Below are 17,420 nucleotides of genomic sequence, written 5' to 3'. Positions count from 1 at the left end.
TGATGTCGATAGCGCTGCTTCAGTCGAGCGACCCAAAGCAGCGCGTATCGGGGTTCAGGCCTTGGCTTTCTGTTGGGACGGTTTGAGGGCGCGCCAACCGATATCCGTACGGTATTGGCGACCATCAAACTGGACGCCGTCGACCGCGGCGTAGGCACGCTCGCGAGCCATACGCACGGAGTCACCCAGGGCGGTGACGCACAGTACACGGCCGCCAGAGGTTTTGAGTTGCCCGTCTTCGAGGCGCGTACCAGCGTGGAATATCGCACAGTCTTCGGTGTTGGCGGGCAACGGCGCGATCGTGTCGCCATTGCGCGGCGTGCCGGGGTAGTTGTGCGCGGCCAGCACGACGCCCAGCGCGGTGCGTCGATCCCAGGTGATATCGGCTTGGTCCAGCGTGCCTTCGACGGCATGTTCGAATGCCTCGAGCAGGTCGCTCTTGACGCGCATCATGATGGGCTGGGTTTCGGGATCGCCCATGCGGCAATTGAATTCCAGTGTCTTGATGGCGCGATCGGGGTCGTCGCCGGGGGCGATCATCAGGCCCGCATACAGGAAGCCCGTGTAGGGAATGCCGTCGCGCGCCATGCCTTGTACGGTGGGCAAAATGATCTCGCGCATGATGCGATGGTGCAACTCCGGCGTGACAATCGGGGCAGGGGAGTAGGCGCCCATGCCACCCGTATTGGGGCCGGCGTCGCCGTCTTTCAGGCGCTTGTGATCCTGGCTGGTGGCCAGCGCCAGGACGTTGCGGCCATCACACATGACGATGAAGCTGGCTTCTTCGCCGACGAGGCATTCTTCGATGACGACGCGGGCGCCAGCCTGCCCCAGGCTGCCGTCGCCGAGCATGGCGTCAACCGCGGCATGAGCCTCGGCCAGGTCGGCCGCGACGACCACACCTTTGCCCGCGGCCAGGCCGTCAGCCTTGATGACAATGGGGGCGCCGTATTGGTCGATATAGGCGTGCGCCGCGACCGGGTCGGTAAACGTCTCGTAGCGGGCCGTGGGAATCCCGTGGCGCACCATGAAGGCCTTGGCGTAGTCCTTGGAGCTCTCTAATTGCGCCGCGGCCTTGGTGGGACCGAAGATTTTCAGCTTGCGTGCGCGAAAAACGTCGACCACGCCAGCGGCCAAGGGGGCTTCGGGGCCGACCACGGTGAGGGTGACGCCCTCGCGTTCGACGAAGTCGGCGAGTTCTTCGGGGCTGGTGAGCGGCACGTTTTGCAGCAGGTCGCCATGTTCGGTGCCGCCGTTGCCGGGCGCCACGTAGACCTTGTGGACTCGGGGCGAATGAGCCAGGCGCCAAGCCAAGGCATGTTCGCGGCCGCCGGAGCCGATTACCAGGAGTTTCATGTTTCGATGACTTCTTAAAGTAGCTGCGGCGTCGCCGCAAGGCTGGCACAAAAGGCGAGGGGAGCGTTCCGCCCGCCGATCGGTAGTTTCGGGTTACTGCGCTTCGTCAAAGACGACGGTGGTATAGACGTCTTGTACGTCATCCAGGCCCTCCAGGACATCGAGCAGTTTTTGCATCTTGGCCGCATCGTCGCCGGTGAGTTCGGTCTCGTTTTGCGGTTTCATGATGATGCCGTCGACCTCGGCCTTCAGGCCGGCGGATTCGAAGGCCTGGCGCACGGCGGCGTAGTCTGTTGGAGCGCAGATGACCTCAATGACGCCCTCGTCATCGGTGGTGATGTCTTCGGCGCCGGCCTCGAGCGCGATTTCCATGACGGTGTCTTCGGGCGTGCCTGGCGCGAAAACGAATTGGCCGCAATGCTTGAACATAAAGGCCACGGAGCCCTCTTGGCCGAGGTTGCCGCCATTTTTGGCGAAGGCGTGACGGACTTCGGCGACGGTGCGGGTACGGTTGTCGGTCATGCAGTCGACGACGACCGCTGCGCCGCCGACGCCGTAGCCCTCGTAGCGGACTTCTTCGTAATTGGCGCCATCGGTCCCACCTGCGCCGCGCTGGATGGCGCGCTGGATGTTGTCTTTGGGCATATTGGCGTCGGTGGCCTTGTCCCAGGCCATCCGCAAGCGCGGGTTGGTGTCAGGGTCGGCTCCGCCAGCGCGTGCGGCGACGGTGATTTCACGAATGATTTTGGTCCAGAGCTTCCCCCGCTTGGCGTCTTGGCGGCCTTTGCGGTGCTGAATATTGGCCCATTTACTATGTCCGGCCATGGTGTTCCAGATGAAAATGTCGACAAAGGGGGCATTTTACCGTGGTTGGGAGCCTGAGCGTGTACCGGATGTGCACGTTTCGGCGCGTATTCGGCGGTTTATTGACATTTCCTGCCGTTTTTGCGCGTACGGAAGTCCGCACAAGGCGCGAGGTACGTTCTACACTTGGGTCACTTTTTCGAGCCGCCCGGAGAGCATCCATGCCAGATCCCATTGTCATTGCTAAAAACGACCAGGTCGAACTCGCCTTGTTGCCCGCGTTGGCGAATCGCCACGGTTGTATTACCGGGGCGACGGGCACTGGCAAGACCGTGACCCTGCAAGTGTTGGCCGAGTCGTTTTCCCGCATTGGCACCCCCGTGTTCTTGGCGGACGTCAAGGGCGATCTGACGGGAATTTCGCAGGCGGGCATGTCGTCGCCCAAGCTCCAGGAGCGCCTCAAGACCTACGGGCTACCCGAGCCGGTATGGGGTGCGAGCCCAGCCGTGGCCTGGGACGTCTTTGGCGAGCAGGGCCTGCCTGTGCGTGCGACGGTCTCTGACATGGGTCCGTTGCTGCTGTCACGTATGCTCGAACTGAATGACACCCAAGAGGGGGTGCTGACGCTGGTGTTTCGTGTCGCAGACGACGAAGGGCAGTTGCTGCTGGACTTGAAGGACCTGCGCGCCATGCTGCAACATGTGGCCGATCGTGCCTCGGAGCTAAAGACGCGCTATGGCAATGTATCGTCGGCATCGGTGGGGGCGATTCAACGCAGCTTGCTGACCCTGGAGTCTCAAGGCGCCGAACATTTCTTTGGCGAGCCGATGCTGGATGTGGCCGATCTGATGCGTACCGATGCGCAGGGCCGCGGGATCGTCAATATTCTGGCGGCAGACAAACTGATGCAGTCCCCCCGTTTGTATGGGGTTTTTCTGTTATGGATGTTGGCCGATATCTACGAAAAACTACCCGAGATCGGTGATCCCGAGCAACCCAAGCTGGTGTTTTTCTTTGACGAGGCGCATCTGCTGTTTGACGACGCGCCCAAGGCCTTGCTGGACAAGATCGAGCAGGTCGTGCGCCTGGTGCGTTCCAAGGGGGTCGGCGTGTACTTCGTCACGCAAAACCCCCTGGATATTCCCGATTCGGTGTTGGGCCAATTGGGCAATCGCGTGCAGCACGCGCTGCGGGCGTTTACGCCGCGCGACCAGAAGGCCGTGAAAACGGCCGCCGAGACGATGCGTCCCAATCCCGGCCTGGATGTCGAGGCGGCGATTACGGAGCTTGGCGTGGGCGAGGCGCTGGTCTCGTTGCTGGATGTCAAGGGCCGACCCGCGCCAACACAGCGCGTGTGGATTATGCCTCCGGGCAGCCGCATCGGCCCGGCGACGGATGCCGAGCGCCAGGTGCTGCGCCAAGATACGACCATGGCGGGCAAGTATGGGACGGCGATCGACCGCGAGTCCGCATACGAGAAATTGACGGCACGGGCTAGTGCCGACATTGCCGAGGGGGCTGACGCATCCACCCCGGCAGGCGATACGGCTGGCGCACACAAAGGGACGGCCTCGGAGACGAGTAAACAGGGCAAGCAGGATGAGTCGGGCGGCGTGATGGATGGCCTGAACGATTTGCTGTTTGGCTCGACGGGGCCGCGCGGCGGCAAACGTGACGGCGTGGTGCAGTCTGTCGTCAAGAGTACGGCGCGCTCGATGGCACGACAGTTGGTGCGTGGTGTGCTGGGGTCGCTGTTGGGCTCAAGACGACGCTAGAGCGGCGCCAGGCAGCAATAAACTCAAGGAACCATGAATATGGGGCACCTGTTTCGGTGCCCCATGTTTGTGTAGAGCCAGACGACCGCTGGCTTGATGCATTTTACTTGCCGGCAGCGACAATCTCGGCAATGGCCTTGCCGACGTCCGCCGTCGACGCCGTGCCCTTCATGTCGCGCGTACGCGGACCTTCGGCGAGTACGGTTTCAATGGCACTGACGACGGCTTGGGATGCATCGGGATAACCCAGGAAATCCAGCATCAGCGCACCGCTCCAGATTTGGCCGATCGGGTTGGCGATGCCTTTGCCGTAGATGTCGGGCGCCGAGCCGTGCACAGGTTCGAACAGTGACGGGAATTTGCGTTCCGGGTTCAGGTTGGCCGAGGGAGCAATGCCAATGGTGCCCGTGCAGGCGGGGCCGAGATCCGACAGGATATCGCCAAAGAGGTTGGAGGCAACCACGACGTCGAACCAATCCGGGTGCTGTACGAAATGCGCGCACAGGATATCGATGTGATATTTGTCCCACTTGACGTCGGGATATTGGGTCGCGATGTCGGCGACACGCTCGTCCCACCAGGGCATGGAAATCGAGATGCCGTTGGACTTGGTAGCGGCGGTCAGATGCTTGCCGCGCTTTTGCGCCAGGTCAAAGGCAAACTTCAACACACGGTCCGCACCCACGCGGGTGAAGACGCTTTCCTGGATAACGACTTCGCGTTCGGTGCCTGCAAACAGTCGACCACCACTATTGGAATATTCGCCTTCGGTGTTTTCGCGGACGATGAAAAAATCGATATCGCCGGGTTTGCGGTCGACCAACGGCGAGGGAACACCAGGCATCAGGCGCACGGGACGCAGGTTGATGTACTGGTCGAAGTCACGGCGAAAACGGAACAGCGAGCCCCACAGTGCCTCGTGATCGGGGACGGTGGCGGGCCAGCCGATGGAGCCAAAAAAGATGGCTTCGTGGCTGCCGATCTGGGTGGCCCAGTCGTCGGGCATCATTTTTCCGTGCTTGGCGTAATAGTCGCAACTCCAGTCGAAGTTGTCCCACTGAAAATCTATGCCAAAGCGCGCCGCCGCGGCATCCAGTACACGCAAGCCTTCGGGGACGACTTCTTTACCAATGCCGTCGCCGGGAATGACCGCGATTTTGTGCTTGATTCCTGCCACCAGTGTTCTCCAAATGTTGTTCGACTGATCCGGGGCCCGGGTGAGCCCGGTCGGGCGATCAGATGCTTTGAATCGTGTTTTCTATACACATAGGGTGCAGTTTATCGCTGTCTGGCGTTTAGTGTGCGCCGGCGGCGGCTTCGCTGGCGCCCGGGCCACTGGTTGCGATTTTGTCGCGTCCATGCGCAAACCACACTAATCCGATCAACAGGATAAAAATCAATCCCGAGGCGTAAAAAACGTCCACGGCTGACATCGTAAAGGCCTGGGCATTGATTATCCCGTCAAGACGGGTAAGCGCCGATTGGTGCGAGATGCCCAGGGTATTTTGCAAGGTATCGACTGCCTGGTCGAAAGGCGGGTAACCAGGGCGGGCGATTTCGGTCAGGCGTGCGTGGTGCTGCGTGGCGCGATCATCCCAGACGGTGGTCGTAATCGATGTCCCGAACGCACCCGCAGTCAGCCGTGCAAAGTTGGACAGACCTGATGCCGCGGGAATCCGCGAGGGCTCCAGGCCCATCAGCGTGATGGAGATGAGCGGCACAAAGAACGCGGCCATGGCAGCACCCTGGATGATGGTGGGAAGTATCAGGGTGCCGATATCGACTTGCGTATTGAAGCCCGATCGCATGAAGCACACCAATGCGAATACGACAAACGCGACCGTGACGATTTGTCGCGAGTCGCGCGTGGCGAGCAGTTTGCCTACCAGCGGCGTCAATACAATCGCTAGAATACCGACGGGCGCGGTCACCAGGCCGGCATACGTGGCGGTATACCCCATATTGCTTTGTAGCCAGAGCGGCAATAGCACGACGTTGCCAAAGAACACCCCGTAGGCGACGGCCAGGGTTACTGTGCCGACCGTAAAATTGCGCTCCTTGAATAGGCGCAAGTCCACGACGGGATGGGCGTCGGTCAGTTCCCAAATCAAAAAGAAGACAAACGCAACGAACGCTACCAGGGCCAGCAACTGGATGGTCTGGCTGGCAAACCAATCGAGTTCCTTGCCTTTATCCAGCATGACTTGTAATGCCCCCACCCAGACCACCAGCAATACCAGACCAAGTTTGTCGATGGGGAGTTTGCGTGTGGCGGATTCACGATCCCGGTAGACTCGCCAACTGATCCAGGCCGCGAGCAAGCCCACCGGGACGTTGATGTAAAAAATCCAGGGCCATGTGTAGTTGTCCGAAATCCAGCCGCCCAGCAGCGGCCCCGCGACAGGCGCGACCAGCGTGGTCATGGACCAGATCGCCAACGCCATACCGGCCTTGGATTTTGGAAAGCTGGACAGCATGAGCGCTTGCGATAGCGGGATCATGGGCCCGGCTACGGCGCCTTGCAGCACGCGAAAAACAATCAATGCCTCGAGCGACGGTGAAAACCCGCACAACCACGACGTCAGTACGAACAGCAAAGTAGAGATCAGAAACAACCGCACCTGACCGAAACGCTGCGTGAGCCACCCGGTGAGGGGCACCGTGATGGCGTTGGCGACCGCGAACGAGGTGATGACCCAGGTACCTTGGCTGGTGCTGACACCCAGGTCCCCGGATATTGTGGGAATCGAGACGTTGGCGATCGAGGTATCCAGTACGTTCATGAATACCGCGGTCGACAACGCGATCGAGCCGATGATGCGAGTCGCACCCTCCAGAGGCGGCGGCGCGCTGTCTTTTCCAGGGGAGCGAGGGGCGTTCATGACTGGAGATTGGCCTTGATGATTTTGGCGATCAGTGCATCGGCGTCGGCTTGCGTGCCGGAAAACGCCTGGGTGGACCAAGCCGGTTCTTGACGTGCCGGCACCTCAGCCAGTGGTGCGCCCGACTGGCTGACATCGACCTCGACTTCCATCGATAATCCGACGCGTAACGGATGAGCCTGGAGTTCTTTGGGGTCCAGTTCAACGCGTACCGGTACACGCTGGACAATCTTGATCCAGTTGCCCGTGGCGTTCTGTGCGGGCAACAACGAGAACGCGCTACCGGTGCCCGCATCCAGGCCCACGATTTTGCCGTGATAGGTGACGTCGCTGCCATAAAGATCGGAGATCAGGGTGACGGCTTGACCGGGATGCATGCGGCGCAATTGGCCTTCTTTGAAGTTGGCCTCGACCCAGACCTGATCCAGTGGGACCACATTCATCAACGTAGAACCGGGGGCGACACGCTGTCCGACTTGCACGCTGCGGCGAGCGATCAATCCATCGACCGGGGCGGGCAGGACCGTGCGTGAATGCGCCAGCCAGGCATCACGTAGCTTTGCCGCGGCTTGTTGCACATCAGGATGATTTGCGACGGTCGTGCCGCGGGTCAGGGCCTGATTTGTGGCCAACCGGGCTTGTGCGGCGGCGAGCGTGGCCCGGGCTTGGGCGAGGCCGGCTTGCGCAGACTTCAGTTCCGTTTGGGCGTGTAGTAACTCTTCTCCACTGACGCCGCCGGATTTGGCCAATACTTGGCGACGTTGCAGATCACTCTGCGCGCGTTTCAGGTCAGCCTGGGCACGCTCGATATTGGCATGTTGTACGTTGACGTCGGCAGCCAGCGAGTCGTTTTGTACATAGAGGGTGCGCACTTGGCGTACGGTCTGTGCCAATTGGGCCTCGGCTTGCTGCAGGGCCACGTTGGCATCGGACGGGTCCAGGCGAATCAACGCTTGGCCTGCCTTGACGTGCTCGGTATCGCCGGCCTCGATAGCGATCACGGTGCCCGGGACTTGAGGGGTGATTTGCACCAGATTGCCGTGCACATAGGCATCGTCGGTGCTTTCCACGTGAGAGCCAAACAGGGCCCACCAAATAGCATAGAGGATAGCCAGTACGATAAAAACACCCGTGGCGATAAGCAGCAGGCGTTTGCGGGCAGGGTGAGTAACGGGTGTTGCAGTCATGACGTCAGAGTCCCGGGGAGGTCAATGAGAAGAAGCGGTGGATGGCGTGTCGGCGGGAGGCGCATAACCGCCGCCGAGGGCGTAGGCCAGGTCGGCATCGAGCTGGTAGGCGCGAAAGTGCAGGTCGGTGTCCAGCCGGCTTTGCAAGAGCACGCCATTCTGTGCGATGAGTACCGTCAGGTAGTTCCCCATGCCCGCTCGATAGCGTTGCACGGCCAAGTGATAGGCCGCATCGATGGCATCGCGCGCCTGGCGTTGCTGGGTGGTTTCGCGGTTGAGTAGTCTCAAGGCGTCAATGGCGTCGGCGGTCTGGTGTACCGCGTCCAGCACGACTTGGTTGTAGTCAGATACCGCGAGGTCTGCCTCGGCATGGCGATTGGCCAGATTGGCGTTGAGCTCGCCGCCATGAAAAATGGGCAAGGTAATGGCGGGGCCGATGCCTGCGATGCGGCTGCCTGCTTCCAGCAGATTGCCCGTGCCGATCGCCTGAAAACCGGCGAAGCCCACCAGATTGATATTCGGATAGAACTCGGCGCGGGCGGCCTCGATATAGCGCTGTGCCGCCTCGGCACGCCATCGAGCCGCCGTGATATCGGCGCGATGGCCGAGCAGATCCAGCGGTACGCTGTCAGGCACAACGCCAGCGGGCGCCTTCAGCGTGATGGCTCGTAATGATTGGCCGCGGACCGGGCCTGTTCCGGCAAGCGCGGCGACTTGATTACGCAGTTGCGCCAGTCGGGTCTCGGTTTGGGTCAGCTCAACTTGGGCAGAGGCGAGCGACGACTCGGCTTGTTTGACTTCGACTTGTGTGTCGAGGCCGGCACGCTGGCGATCGCGGGTAAGTTGCCAGACGTCGGTACGCTGCTTGACGATGTTTTGCAGCACCTGGCGTTGCGCAAAGGCATTTTGCAGGTTGAGATAGCTGCGCACCATCGCACGGGCCAAGAGATTACGAGCCGCCTGGGTATCGGCCTCGGCCGCCGCCTGCTGAGAAATAGCGGCATTGAGCCGGGCCCGATTTTTGCCCCAGAAATCCAGTTCATAACTGAAATCCAGCGCAAGGCGATTGTCCGAGGTGACGGAGCCGGCCAGGGGCGGCTGATAAATATAGTTTTCAGACAGATGCTCGCGGTCGAGGGAGTAATTGGCATCCACGCGAGGCATCAACGGTGCGCGCGCGCCGCGGATGGCGGCATTGGCCTGAGCCAGTCGGGCCTGGGCCGAGGTCATCGACGGGTTGTTGGCCAGGGCTTCGTCGACCAAGGTGTTGAGTTGCGCGTCGCCGTACCGCTGCCACCACTGAGTATCAGGCCAGGAAACGGAGGGGCTCTGCAATCCCAGTTGTGACCCAGCCAGCGGCGTCACCGGCTCGGTGGTTGGATCCATGGATGCGCAGCCCGCCAGGGCCATTAGCAGAACTAGGGGGAGCGATAAAAGTTTCATCCTGACGTTTTGCTGAATATGTTTGTTTAAGCTGTATCTGACTAGGCAAGCATTATGCGGTAAAAAAACGAGGCCTATTGGAATAGCCTCGTTGCGATATAGGGTTTTCCCGAGATCGAATTAAAGACCGAGTGGCTTGCCGTCCGACCCGTTGGCCAGCATACGGAGCAGCATGTGTTGCAGTTGGGTCGCTTCGTCTTTAGAAAAGCCGCGCAGATGGTGATTCAATGATCGCGCAATGCACGGCGGAATACCCGCGGCTTTTTCGTGTCCCAATTCGGTCAGTTCGATGTTGACGACGCGGCGGTCTTCCTGGCTGCGCGTACGGCGTATCAGGCCTTTGGCTTCGAGTCGATCAAGCGTGCGGGTCATTGCGCCGGTATCGATGTCGTTCAGGCGCGCCAACTCGGCCGGGGTGTTGGCCTTGCCGCTGGCGAGCATGATGATGGGGCGCCACTGTCTCGCGGTCAGCCCGAGCGGTGCCGTTTCGCGATCGAGAACGCGAGTCAACGAGTGGTAGACCTGCTTGATCAGGAAACCGAGATTATCGTCCGACACGCAGCGCGACGTCGGGAAGGAATACGTCGGACTATCAGTCATGTCCGGGGAGCGAGGCGGGTTCATGTGCTTATTTTATTGCCTAGGCAGATATTGTCAATACAAAGACGTCGATGCGTATTCGCGCGTTGTGCTGTTGGTATACGCCTAGTGCGCCGTTTTGCGTAGCCCGGACCAGACAATGGCCGCCACGATCAAGATGGCGCCGAACATCATGCGCAGGGTGGGTTGTTGCGCGAACAAGATCCAGGCGAAGCCGATCGCATAGACCGGTTCCAGCGCAATGACCAGGCCGGCGCTGCGTGCGTTGAGTTTGGTCAGGCTGGACACAAACAAATAGTGCGACAGGCCCGTACAAAAAATACCGAGCAGCGCTATCCAGAACCAGTCGATAGCGGCCATCCCCGGCAACTGGCCGACGGCGAATGGCAGCAGCGCGAGGACGACAACGATATTCTGGCCGCAGGCGATCTGCATGGCGTCCAGGCCAACGGCCGAACGTCGGTTGCTAAGGGCCAGCAGGGCGAATGACAGACCGGAAAATATCCCCCAGGCCAGACCGATAGTCCCTTGGTCGGCCAGGCTGAACGAGGGGGTGACCAGCACGAGACCCGCCGTGACCAAGGCCAGCACCAGCCATTCCGCCAGACGTACCTTTTCACGAAACACCAGGCCTTCGAATAAGGTGATAAAGGCCGGGAAACTGGCAAAACCCAGCGTGGCAATGGCAATTCCCCCTGTCTTGACCGAGATGAAGAACGTGACCCAGTGGGCCGCCAGCAGGCCGCCCGACACGACCAGCGTGAACAGTTGGGCGGGCGTCAGGGCTTGGAACAACGGCTTGCGCTGCAGACGTGAAAAACCGAACAGCGCGAAAACGGCAAACAAAGCCCGTCCCAAGGTAATGACGGCGGCACTGGCCTGGATCAGCTCGCCAAAAACGCCGGTCAGGCCGAACAGTACGGCAGCAAGGTGGATAGAAACGAGAGCGCGTTGGCGGGTCATGCGTCAGTGATAAAAGGGGACGAGCGATGGATGGATGATGCAAATCAACAAACCGGTGGAAAATCGCCAACAAAAAAAGGTGGGCAACCCGGCAGTTCGTGCGCCGCAAAGATAAAATCATCGCATGAATTCTCCCGTCCAGTCTTGGCTCCCCAGCTTCATCTCTGCCCGTGTATTCGGTTTCTTCCTGGCGACGGTGGGTGCGGTGCTCTTTGCCGGCAAGGCCATTTTGGTGAAACTCACCTATCGCTATGGCATTGATGCGATCACGTTGATTGCTTTTCGCATGTTGTTTTCCATGCCGTTTTTTGCCGTAGTGGCGTGGCGCGAGGCCCGTCGCGCGGCACGAGGCGAATTGCCCGTTTTGACGGCGAGTGAGCGGATTCAGTTATGTGTACTGGGATTGATGGGCTATTACTTGTCCAGCTTTCTGGATTTTCAAGGTCTGCGCTATGTGACGGCCAGCCTTGAGCGCCTGATTCTGTTTTTGTCGCCCACGCTGGTGGTGTTGCTGTCGGCTTGGTGGCTCAAGCGTCCCGTGTCGCCGCGTCAGTGGGTCGCTATGGCGGTCTCGTATTTGGGCGTGATCCTGGTGTTTGCCCAAGACCTGAAACAGGGGGTGGGTTCCGACGTGGCATTAGGGGCTTTGTATATTTTCGGGTCGGCGCTCAGCTATGCTGTCTACTTGATTCGCTCGGGCGAGCTGATCAAGCGCGTTGGCGCAACCCGGTTGGTTGCGTATGCCATGCTGGTTTCTTGTGTGGCGTGCCTGGTGCAGTTTTTTGTGGTGCATCCGCCGTCCATGTTGATCCAGCCGGCGGGTGTCTATGGTTATTCGTTTGTGCATGCCACGTTCAGTACGGTGTTGCCGGTGTTTATGCTGATGTGGGCGGTGGCCCTGATCGGCGCGCCGACGGCGTCGTTGCTGGGCATGATAGGGCCGGTATCGGTTTTGTTCATGGCGGCGTGGCTGTTGGACGAGCCCATTACCGCATGGCAGTTGGGCGGGACGGCCCTGGTGTTATGTGGTGTGGTGGTGTTGATGGGAGGTGGCGGCAATCGGCCACAGCCGAAGCAGTGACGCCACATGCCAGTTAAGATGTTCATCACAACAAAGGAGGCTGGTATGACCAGCAATGTCGTCAAAGCAATCCGTATCGAACAGCATGGCGGACCCGAAGTCCTGCAATTAGTCGAGGTTGAAGTGCCGCCGCCCGCGGCCAACGAGATCACGATTCGCCAGCATGCGGTGGGTCTGAACTTCATCGATATTTATTTCCGCACGGGGTTGTATCCCCACCCGCTGCCCCATGGTCTGGGCTTTGAGGCCGCAGGCGTGGTCGAGGCGGTTGGCGCGGACGTCAAGCATCTGAAAAAGGGCGATCATGTCGCCTATGGACAAAGCCCGATCGGGGCTTATGCGCAGGCGCGCAATGTGCCCGCTGCGCAGGTTGTCAAGGTGCCCAAGGGCATTGATCTTGAGGATGCGGCGGCCCTGATGCTCAAAGGGTTGACGGTGCAGTACCTGTTCCGTCAGACCTATCGCTTGCAAGGCAATGAAACCATTTTGTTCCACGCGGCGGCGGGCGGGGTGGGATTGATTGCTTGCCAGTGGGCCAAGGCGTTGGGCGTCAAGCTGATCGGCACGGTCTCCAGCCCCGAAAAAGCCGAGCTGGCACGCGCGAATGGCGCCTGGGCCACCATCGATTACTCGCGTGAAAATGTCGCGGAGCGGGTGTTGGAATTGACGGGTGGCAAGAAGGTCCCAGTGGTGTACGACGGCGTGGGCAAGGACACCTGGGAAACGTCACTGGACTGCATTGAGCCGCGCGGCCTGATGGTCAGCTTCGGAAATGCGTCAGGACCGGTCGCCGGGGTGAATCTGGCGACGCTGAATCAAAAGGGCAGCCTGTATGTCACGCGCCCGTCGCTGGGCCTGCACGTGAATACGCTCGAAAAATTGAGCGCCGCGGCCAAGGAAATGTTCGATCTGGTTCTGAAGAAAAAGATCAAGGTTCGTATTGACCAACGTTATCGCCTGGAGGATGCAGGTCAGGCGCAGACGGCTTTGGCGGCGCGCAAGACGACCGGCGCGACCATCTTGACGCTGGACTGATCCGCCGCAAACCGGCATGCCCAATAAAAACAGGCATAACGACACATGTCGTTATGCCTGTTTTTTTGCGGTGCCTCAGGCGACGCGCATCTGTTGCAAGGCCGCGAGGCGGGCTTGGATCGGTGGGTGCGTCGCGAAAATGGCCGCCAGGCCGCCCTTGCCTGTGATGCCGGAGGCTTCGAAGCTCTTGGGTAGTTCACCCGGCTCCAGCCCGCCCAGGCGCGCCAGGGCGCGCATCATCGGTTCGCGAGATCCCATCAGTTGGGCCGAACCCGCGTCGGCGCGGTATTCGCGTTGGCGCGAGAACCAGGCCACGATGACCGAGGCCAAAATGCCAAAGACGATTTCACAGACGATGACGACGGCGTAATAGCCAATGCCCACGCCGCGTTCGTTCTTGAAAATGACGCGGTCGATGAAGTAGCCGACCAGACGTGCAAAGAAAACAACGAAAGTGTTGACCACGCCCTGGATCAGCGTCAGCGTGATCATGTCGCCATTGGCGATGTGAGCGACTTCGTGGCCAAGGACGGCGGCGACTTCTTCTTCGGTCATGCTCTCGAGCAGGCCGGTGGAGACGGCGACCAGCGACTTGTTTTTGAATGCGCCGGTGGCAAAGGCGTTAGGAGGGCCTTCGTAGATGGCGACTTCGGGGTGGCCTATGCCGGCGCGGTCCGCGAGCTGGTGGACGGTTTCAATCAGCCAGGTTTCGCGGTGGCCGTTCGGGGCGTTGGGGTCGATGATCTGGGCGCCCGTGCTCCATTTGGCCATGGTTTTGCTCATCAGCAGCGAGATGATCGAGCCGGTAAAACCCACCACAACGGAAAAAATCAACAGCGCCTGGACGTTCAGGCCTTGGGCGGTGATCATGCGATCCACGCCCAAAATACGTAGTGTGGCCGACAGCACGACCATGACGGCCAGGTTTGTGATGACGAACAGGAAAATGCGTTTCATGCTTGTTGTATTCCTCTGCGAGCGATGAGGGCCTTTTTGGACTGGGGAAAAGCGCGACAGTTCCGCAGTCGGGCCGACATATGTCTTCCGGACCCGGAGTATAGTAGCGCTTTCCCTAATTTCTTTTCATTTCAGCGTGTAGCCCCCATGCAGGCACTTTGGATGTTGGTCGCGTCGGCCATGTTTGCTCTGATGGGGTCGTTTGTGAAAATGGCCACGGAGTACAGCGCTTCGCTGTCCCAAATTGTCCTTTTCCGTGGTTTCCCCTCTGTCGTTCTGTTGCTGCTGTGGGCCCGTACGGGCCGGCAATCCATCGTGCCCAAGAGTTGGCGGCCGCATATATGGCGCAACGTCGCGGGGGTCTCGTCCATGTGGCTGGGGTTTTACGCCATTGCGCATTTGCCGCTGGCCACGGCCACCAGCCTGAACTACACCGCGCCGTTATTCATCGCCTGCTGGATGTTGGGATGGGGTGGCGCCCAGCGCGACCCCGTACGTATCCTGGCGGTTGTCCTGGGGTTTGTGGGCGTGATCTCGATATTGCGCCCCAGTATTAATCCTGATCAATGGATGGCTGCGGCGTTCGGGCTGATCGCGGGCGCGTCGTCCGCCGTGGCAATGCTGCAAATCCGCCAACTGGGACGCATCGGCGAAGCCGAATGGCGTACGGTACTGTTTTTCTCGGTCGGGGTGTGCCTGTCCAGCACCGTCGGCCTGATTCTCGAGGGATGGGCGCAGGTGGGCTGGCAGGCCTATGCGTCGCTGGTGGGCGTGGGCGTGGCGGGCCTGTTTGGCCAGTTGGCCATGACGCGCGCCTTTGGGGTCGGCTCGGCCCTGCTGACAGCAGCCTTGCAGTACACCACGATCATTTTCGCGGCGTTGCTGGGCATGGGAATCTGGGGCGACCGTCCCGATACGCTGGCCTGGGCAGGCATGGGACTGATCATCGCTGCCGGGTTATTGTCTGTATGGCGCACCATGCGCTTGCCCTCGGGCACTTAACATGATTTATCCGGAGCAGAACGACCCATGACTATGACGTTGATTTCCGCGACTGAGCTGGCCGAGCAGCTCTCTTCACCCGACCTGCGTATTTTTGATGTGCGGCATGACTTGATGGATCACGCCGCAGGACGGCACGCCTACCAGCAGGGACATATCCCGGGCGCCCGCTATCTGGATCACGAAACCGAGCTGGCGGCGCCGCGCACCGGGTCCAATGGCCGTCACCCCCTGCCTACGCGCGAGGCGCTGGCGGCACTGATGCGTTCACACGGCGTGGGACCCGATACCCTGGTCGTGGCCTACGATGCCAGCGGCGGGATGTATGCGGCGCATCTGTGGTGGATGCTGCGCTGGTTGGGCCACGAGCGTGTGGTGGTCCTGGATGGTGGTTGGCAGGGCTGGAACGAGGCAAACTTGCCGGTAAGCACTGCCGTCCCGGCTCAAGATGCGGGCAATGCCGGGGATCCGGCGGTATTTATCGGCCAGCCGCTGGTGGGCGCCGTCGATGCCGAGGCGGTGTTGGCCAATCTGGCCACCCCTGGCTTTACCGTGCTGGACGCCCGCGCAGCGAATCGCTACCGCGGCGAGGTCGAGCCGATGGATCCGGTGGCGGGTCATGTCCCGGGTGCGTTGAATCGCCCCAATGGTGAAAACCTGCAGGGCAATGGGCGCTTCAAGGATCCCGCGCAACTGCGCGTGGAGTTTTCTGCATTACTCGGTGAGCGTGACCCCGAGACGATCGTGCATCAATGTGGCTCCGGCATCAGCGCGTGCCACAACCTGCTGGCCATGGAGATCGCCGGGTTGCACGGATCGCGCTTGTATCCCGGCTCATGGAGCGAGTGGTGCAGCGATCCAACCCGGCCCGTGGCGCGGGACGTCTGAGACAACAAGGGGCCCCTCGAGGGCCCCTTGTTGGTCGAGCAGACAGCCTACGAGGATCAGGTTTCCTGCATGACGCGCCGATACCACTCATGAAAGTGCTGCATGCCGTCTTCCATGGGAGACTGGTATGGCCCCGATTCGTTGACCCCGCGTAGCGTCAATGCCTTGCGACCGGCATCCATGCGCTCGGCGATTTCGTCGTCCTCGATGGCTGTTTCCATGTACGCTGCGCGCTGCGCTTCGACAAATTCGCGTTCAAAAGCCGCGATTTCCTCGGGGTAGTAGAACTCGACCACGTTCACGGTTTCCTGCGGGCTCTTGGGGTACAGCGTCGAGAGCACGAGGACGTGTGGATACAGCTCGATCATGTGCGTCGGGAAATAGGTTACCCATACCGCACCGAAATCGGGAGCATCGCCGTCGCGGAACGTCAGCAAGCGATCATGCCATTGCTTGTATACGTCCGAACCAGGCTGGGCCAGCGCGTTGTGCACGCCGACTTTTTGCAGGCTATACCAGTCGTTGAACTCCCAGGTCAGGTCGTCGCAGGTGACGAAACGACCCAGCCCGGGGTGGAACGGACCCACGTGGTAATCCTCTAGATAGACCTCGATAAAGGTCTTCCAGTTGTAGTTGCACTGGTGAATTTCGACGTGATCCAGGACGTAATCGCCAAAGTCGAATTCCGGGCGCGAAAACAGCGGCGCCATGTCCGATGCAGGATCGCGCGGGCCTTCGAAGAGCAACCCATGACAATCGCGCAAACGGTACTTCTGCAAATTCATGCAAGGCGTTTGCTCGAACTGAGGCGCGCCCAACAACTCGCCTTGGTTGTTGTACGTCCAGCGGTGCAACGGGCAGACAATATTGCCGCCCGTGGCTTTCAGGTTGCCTTGCGTGTTGCCGTGGCCTGTCACATTCCCCGTTTCGCCGCCGAGCATCAATGCCTGACGGTGCCGGCAGACATTTGAGATGAGTTCAACGCCGTGCGGGTTGCGAACCAGCACGCGGCCTCCGTTTTCTTGAGGCAACGTACGCCAATCGCCGATCTCCGGCACCAGTTTTTGGTGTCCGACGTATAGCGAAGATTGGTTGAAAATGAGTTCTTGCTCGCGCTTAAAGCGGGCTTCGTCAAAGTATGCATTGACGGGAAGCTGGGTACGAGCTGGCACAACGTGCGCCATCCGACCAATGTCGGTCATGATTCCCTCCGCCAGGATAAAAAAGCCAGTACGGGCAGGGTTTCCGTGCTGGCGCGAAGAAAAATCGGTCCGGCCGATCAAACGTTGCAGTCTACTCCATTCATGCGATAAGAGGGGCCTAAATCAGGTGAAAACAAGAGGCGAGCTGCAAAAACAATGACAAATTACTGACAGTTTATGTAAGAAACACGCCATAAATGCCAAACAGGTATCCGGGCCGCGTGCACCCCGGATTTATACGCAGG

At 60.1% G+C, this 17,420-nt stretch carries 15 protein-coding genes; 5 read left to right on the top strand and 10 right to left on the bottom strand.

Annotated features, from left to right (window positions below; all coding sequences use genetic code 11):
- Window positions 1-54 precede the first annotated feature (54 nt).
- Entirely contained in the window at window positions 55-1,356 is a 1,302-nt protein-coding gene (gene purD / locus ACNAZS_RS21055; RefSeq protein ID WP_415792461.1) for a phosphoribosylamine--glycine ligase, read from the bottom strand.
- A 93-nt stretch (window positions 1,357-1,449) separates the two neighbouring features.
- Window positions 1,450-2,181 (bottom strand): YebC/PmpR family DNA-binding transcriptional regulator, encoded by a 732-nt coding sequence (locus ACNAZS_RS21050; protein ID WP_415792460.1) that lies wholly within the window; start codon window positions 2,179-2,181, stop codon window positions 1,450-1,452.
- A gap of 200 nt (window positions 2,182-2,381) precedes the next feature.
- Here ACNAZS_RS21050 and ACNAZS_RS21045 point away from each other — a divergent pair, with 200 nt between their 5' ends.
- Window positions 2,382-3,935, top strand: a complete 1,554-nt coding sequence (locus tag ACNAZS_RS21045; protein ID WP_415792459.1) for a helicase HerA-like C-terminal domain-containing protein — start codon at window positions 2,382-2,384, stop codon at window positions 3,933-3,935.
- A gap of 103 nt (window positions 3,936-4,038) precedes the next feature.
- Here ACNAZS_RS21045 and ACNAZS_RS21040 read toward each other — a convergent pair whose 3' ends face one another.
- The 6 genes from ACNAZS_RS21040 to ACNAZS_RS21015 all read right to left on the bottom strand — a co-directional run bounded on the left by ACNAZS_RS21040 (window position 4,039) and on the right by ACNAZS_RS21015 (window position 11,010).
- Window positions 4,039-5,112, bottom strand: coding sequence for a tartrate dehydrogenase (locus tag ACNAZS_RS21040; protein ID WP_415792458.1), 1,074 nt, complete (start codon window positions 5,110-5,112; stop codon window positions 4,039-4,041).
- Window positions 5,113-5,230: 118 nt separating this feature from the next.
- The gene (locus tag ACNAZS_RS21035; RefSeq protein WP_415792457.1) at window positions 5,231-6,817 is read right to left on the bottom strand and encodes a DHA2 family efflux MFS transporter permease subunit; all 1,587 of its coding nucleotides are present in this window, start codon (window positions 6,815-6,817) and stop codon (window positions 5,231-5,233) included.
- Entirely contained in the window at window positions 6,814-8,004 is a 1,191-nt protein-coding gene (locus ACNAZS_RS21030) for an EmrA/EmrK family multidrug efflux transporter periplasmic adaptor subunit (RefSeq protein ID WP_415792456.1), read from the bottom strand. Before ACNAZS_RS21030 ends, ACNAZS_RS21035 begins: the two co-directional genes overlap by 4 nt.
- Before the next feature lie 21 nt (window positions 8,005-8,025).
- Window positions 8,026-9,447, bottom strand: a complete 1,422-nt coding sequence (locus ACNAZS_RS21025; protein WP_415792455.1) for an efflux transporter outer membrane subunit — start codon at window positions 9,445-9,447, stop codon at window positions 8,026-8,028.
- 120 nt (window positions 9,448-9,567) lie between these two features.
- Complete coding sequence (locus ACNAZS_RS21020) at window positions 9,568-10,071, bottom strand: MarR family winged helix-turn-helix transcriptional regulator (protein WP_415792454.1); 504 nt, start codon at window positions 10,069-10,071, stop codon at window positions 9,568-9,570.
- Window positions 10,072-10,152: 81 nt separating this feature from the next.
- On the bottom strand, window positions 10,153-11,010 hold the full coding sequence (locus ACNAZS_RS21015) for a DMT family transporter (RefSeq protein ID WP_415792453.1): 858 nt from the start codon (window positions 11,008-11,010) through the stop codon (window positions 10,153-10,155).
- A gap of 124 nt (window positions 11,011-11,134) precedes the next feature.
- Here ACNAZS_RS21015 and ACNAZS_RS21010 point away from each other — a divergent pair, with 124 nt between their 5' ends.
- The gene (locus ACNAZS_RS21010) at window positions 11,135-12,091 is read left to right on the top strand and encodes a DMT family transporter (protein WP_415792452.1); all 957 of its coding nucleotides are present in this window, start codon (window positions 11,135-11,137) and stop codon (window positions 12,089-12,091) included.
- A gap of 45 nt (window positions 12,092-12,136) precedes the next feature.
- The gene (locus tag ACNAZS_RS21005) at window positions 12,137-13,126 is read left to right on the top strand and encodes a quinone oxidoreductase family protein (protein ID WP_415792451.1); all 990 of its coding nucleotides are present in this window, start codon (window positions 12,137-12,139) and stop codon (window positions 13,124-13,126) included.
- Between the two features lie 75 nt (window positions 13,127-13,201).
- Here ACNAZS_RS21005 and htpX read toward each other — a convergent pair whose 3' ends face one another.
- Window positions 13,202-14,083 carry a protease HtpX gene (htpX, locus tag ACNAZS_RS21000; RefSeq protein ID WP_415792450.1) on the bottom strand — a complete coding sequence of 294 codons (882 nt, stop codon included), beginning with the start codon at window positions 14,081-14,083 and terminating at the stop codon, window positions 13,202-13,204.
- 147 nt (window positions 14,084-14,230) lie between these two features.
- Here htpX and ACNAZS_RS20995 point away from each other — a divergent pair, with 147 nt between their 5' ends.
- Together ACNAZS_RS20995 and ACNAZS_RS20990 are read left to right on the top strand one after the other, a co-directional pair.
- Complete coding sequence (locus tag ACNAZS_RS20995; RefSeq protein WP_415792449.1) at window positions 14,231-15,085, top strand: DMT family transporter; 855 nt, start codon at window positions 14,231-14,233, stop codon at window positions 15,083-15,085.
- A 27-nt stretch (window positions 15,086-15,112) separates the two neighbouring features.
- The gene (locus ACNAZS_RS20990) at window positions 15,113-15,973 is read left to right on the top strand and encodes a sulfurtransferase (protein WP_415792448.1); all 861 of its coding nucleotides are present in this window, start codon (window positions 15,113-15,115) and stop codon (window positions 15,971-15,973) included.
- Between the two features lie 56 nt (window positions 15,974-16,029).
- Here the strand turns inward: ACNAZS_RS20990 and ACNAZS_RS20985 are convergent, their stop codons facing one another.
- Window positions 16,030-17,175: an aromatic ring-hydroxylating oxygenase subunit alpha gene (locus ACNAZS_RS20985; protein ID WP_415792447.1), complete on the bottom strand. Its 1,146-nt coding sequence runs from the start codon at window positions 17,173-17,175 to the stop codon at window positions 16,030-16,032.
- Window positions 17,176-17,420 lie beyond the last annotated feature (245 nt).

The organism is Bordetella tumulicola, from assembly GCF_965138755.1.
GTDB lineage: Bacteria > Pseudomonadota > Gammaproteobacteria > Burkholderiales > Burkholderiaceae_B > Bordetella_A > Bordetella_A tumulicola.
This window is presented reverse-complemented; position numbering and strand designations above follow the sequence as displayed.